Genomic DNA, 3,078 nt, shown 5'->3' with positions numbered 1-3,078 from the left:
GACCCGTTGTAGGTCTTGGGTAGAGAATGCGACCTTCATGCTTCCTCCGCGATAAAAGGATTCGTTTGATTGAGCTTCCGGCTTAATGAGCCGCAACCGCCGCCGTGCCAGCACGTTCGTTCTCCTCAGAGGTTGCGGAAAAACCGTCGCGAGCACCCTGAGGACAAGGAGCCCGGAGCACAGGACCCGGAGTGTACGTGGAGGTACATGAGGAGTGCTCGCCGCATCCTTGCGGCTCGGGCGAGGCCCCGTGCGCTGCACGTCCCAATCCGCTCCCGGCGGATTGGTCCGAGCACCGCGCGACGCCGTCATCGGGGTGCGCAGTAGGTTTTTCCGCAGCCTCCTCGGGTCGATACCAGGTTTCAGGCGTGGGCTCATGGCCGTTGGCGATGAACATATTGGCAATCTCGAAAATGAGGTTGCGGGTCCCGCGATAACCGACGATGGTCTGATGCGCGGCGCCTAGTCGATCGAACATGGGGATGCCGATGCGGTAGAACGGAATCTTCAGTCTTTCCGCCGCTTGCCTCCCGTGAGAGTGAGTCATCAGAAGATCGCAGCCGGCGCCGCGAGCTTCCAGGTCTTCCAAGTCGCCGATCAGGACTTCCTCTGTGGAGATTCGCTCCAGCAGCGGAGAGGCCGTGGTCGTCACCGCCGCGGCGGTTTCGGCGCCGAGTTCCCTGGCCCATTCGCTCAGGGTCCAGAGCAAGTCGGGCTCGGCGCCTATGGCGATTTTCTTGCCGCCGAAATGGAAATGGCCGTCGAGCATGGCGTCGACCAGCTGGCCGCGCTGGCGGCGGATCTTGGTCGGAACCAGCCGTCCGCTGATTCGGGCACACAGGCTGATTAGCGCATCGTTCGGCTCGAGCCCCGTGAGCCGATCGAACAGGGTGTAGGGAACCCCGGTCTTGGCTTCCAGGGCGACCGCGGCCTCGCGCATCTGTTCGCCGACCGCGATGGTATGCGCGGATCGTCCGAGGCTAGCGATTTCTTCCAGGGAAATGCCGCCCAGGGTGGTCGGCGTGAAATCGTCAGGGATGTGGCCGTCCAGGGAGCCCGAGAGGTCCGGCAGGACCAGGACCTCAAGGCCGAAGGCTTCGAGCACGTCGCGGAGTTCGTCGATGTCTCCGGGCGTAAGATGGGCGCCCGGCAAAAGATTCACCCGGTTGGGAAGGCGCGCGCCGCCGACCGGCACCGGTTCGACCAGTTGCTCGACCAGCGTGGTCACGGTCTTGGCCCAGCCGTCCTGAAACGCGTCCTTGAAATCGGGCGTCGACACATAAACAAGAGCGATGTGGTCCAGCTCGGGATGCTTCTCCCGGATCAGCTTGATATAGGCGTCCACGTCGTCGCCCTTGGTCTCGGTCACGCCGGTGGACGAAATGCCGATAATGGAAGGCTTTTGCCGGTTGGCGATCGTGATGACCGCCTGCTCCACGTTTTCGAGTCCGCCGAGCACGGTCGCCACTTCGCTCATGGCGGTAGTCTGCAACGGAATCGCTTCCTTGAAATGCCGCACGAACAGGACCAGTCCGAACGAGGTGCAGCCCTGCGAGCCGTGGAAAAGCGGCATGCAGTTCTTGATCCCCATGAAAGCGAGCGCGCTGCCGATCGGCTGGCTCATCTTCAAGGGGTTGACCGAGCAGGATTTCTTCGGGGTGATCACGGTGGCCATGGCGTTACCTCATGCGGCCTGCTGAGCTTGCGACGCCGCTTTCCCTGCGTCCGGGTGCCAGTGGTCCATCGTTTCGAGAATCTTTTCCAGCTTGCCTTTGCAACTGCCGCAGCCCGTTCCCGCCTGGGTCTTTTCCGACACCGCGTCCGCCGAGCTCAATCCATGCTCGACGATGGCGTCCTCGATAGCGCCGCGAGCGACCGATTTGCAATTGCAAACCGGAGTGGAACGGCGTTTTTCGCGAGCCAGTTCAGGATTCGCGGCCAAGACAGCCGCCTCGGCGGCGATGGCGGAATCGGCCACCTCTTCCCACGTCGCTTCTTCCCAGGGCGCGCGCTTCCGCACCTGTTCCCAGACCGGGTTGTACAGCGCCTTGTCGATTTCCTTGACCAGTTCGACCATGCCGACGTAACCCATATAGGCGTGATGGCGTTCCTGGTTGATGTCCAGCCACGGCATCTTGGCCTTGAGGGCGACGAACTGCGAACGGCCCCCGGACAGCATGATGTCGGCCTTGGCATCCTTGAGCATCTTGTACATTTCGCGCGGCGTCATGTCGTCGATCATGTGGGCGTCTTCGCCCATGATCTCCTTGATCCGCTCCTTGTCTTCCTTGGTCGACTTCTTGACGCTGGTCCCGACGATCTCCATGCCGGCTTCCTGAAGCGCGGCCACCACCGACCAGGATTTCACGCCGCCGGTGATGAGCAGCACCTTTTTGCCGGTCAGGCGCTTCTTGTACGGCTCGATGGCGGCCCACGCCCGCGCTTCCTCCCGGGCGATCAGGGCTTCGGTGCGTTCCATGAGTTCGGCGGGCGCGCCGCGCTCGATCAGCAGGCGCGAGATTTCCCGAAGCGCCTCGCTGGTATCCTCGATGCCGTAGAAGGAGCCTTCGAAGAACGGAATTTCGTAGCGTTCCTCCATCTTGCGGGCGATGTTGATCATGGATTTCGAGCACACCATCATGGCCGCCCTGGCGCGGTGGGAGCTGGCCACGTCCTTGTATTTGGCGTCGCCGGAGATGCAGCACAGGATGCGGATGCCGAGCTCGTCCAGCAGCGGCTTGACCTGCCACAGCTCGCCGGAAAGGTTGTATTCGCCGATGATGTTGATGTCGTAAGGCGTGGTGTGTTCGGGCTCCTCGGTGCCGATGACGTGGTCGAGGATGGCCTCGCCCGCCAGTTTGTTGCCGAGGTTCTTGGGACCCACGAAGCCGGGCGAATTGACCGGTACGACCGGCTTCCCGAATTTTTTCGAGGCCGCTTTGCACACGGCTTCGATATCGTCGCCGATCATGGCCGGCACGCAGGTCTGGTAGACGAAGACCGCCGGCGGATCGTATTTGTCGATGATTTCCTTGATCGATTTGAACAGTCGCTTCTCGCCGCCGAAAACAAGGACGT

2 protein-coding genes are annotated in these 3,078 nt (G+C 62.0%); both read right to left on the bottom strand.

Annotation, left to right across the window (positions count from 1 at the left end; all coding sequences use genetic code 11):
* Positions 1 to 82: 82 nt before the first annotated feature.
* Positions 83 to 1,675 carry a nitrogenase iron-molybdenum cofactor biosynthesis protein NifN gene (nifN, locus tag ABJK70_RS22590; protein ID WP_347259211.1) on the bottom strand — a complete coding sequence of 531 codons (1,593 nt, stop codon included), beginning with the start codon at positions 1,673 to 1,675 and terminating at the stop codon, positions 83 to 85.
* Between the two features lie 9 nt (positions 1,676 to 1,684).
* Positions 1,685 to 3,078, bottom strand: a 1,394-nt coding sequence (gene nifE, locus ABJK70_RS22585) for a nitrogenase iron-molybdenum cofactor biosynthesis protein NifE (RefSeq protein WP_347259210.1), incomplete at its 5' end; no start/stop codon positions are given.

This window comes from Methylocaldum sp. (assembly GCF_039794385.1).
GTDB lineage: Bacteria > Pseudomonadota > Gammaproteobacteria > Methylococcales > Methylococcaceae > Methylocaldum.
This window is presented reverse-complemented; position numbering and strand designations above follow the sequence as displayed.

Bases quoted from the DNA above. Each gene is read 5' to 3' on its own strand.
- nifN (WP_347259211.1), bottom strand. From the start codon at position 1,675: ATGGCCACCGTGATCACCCCGAAGAAATCCTGCTCGGTCAACCCCTTG.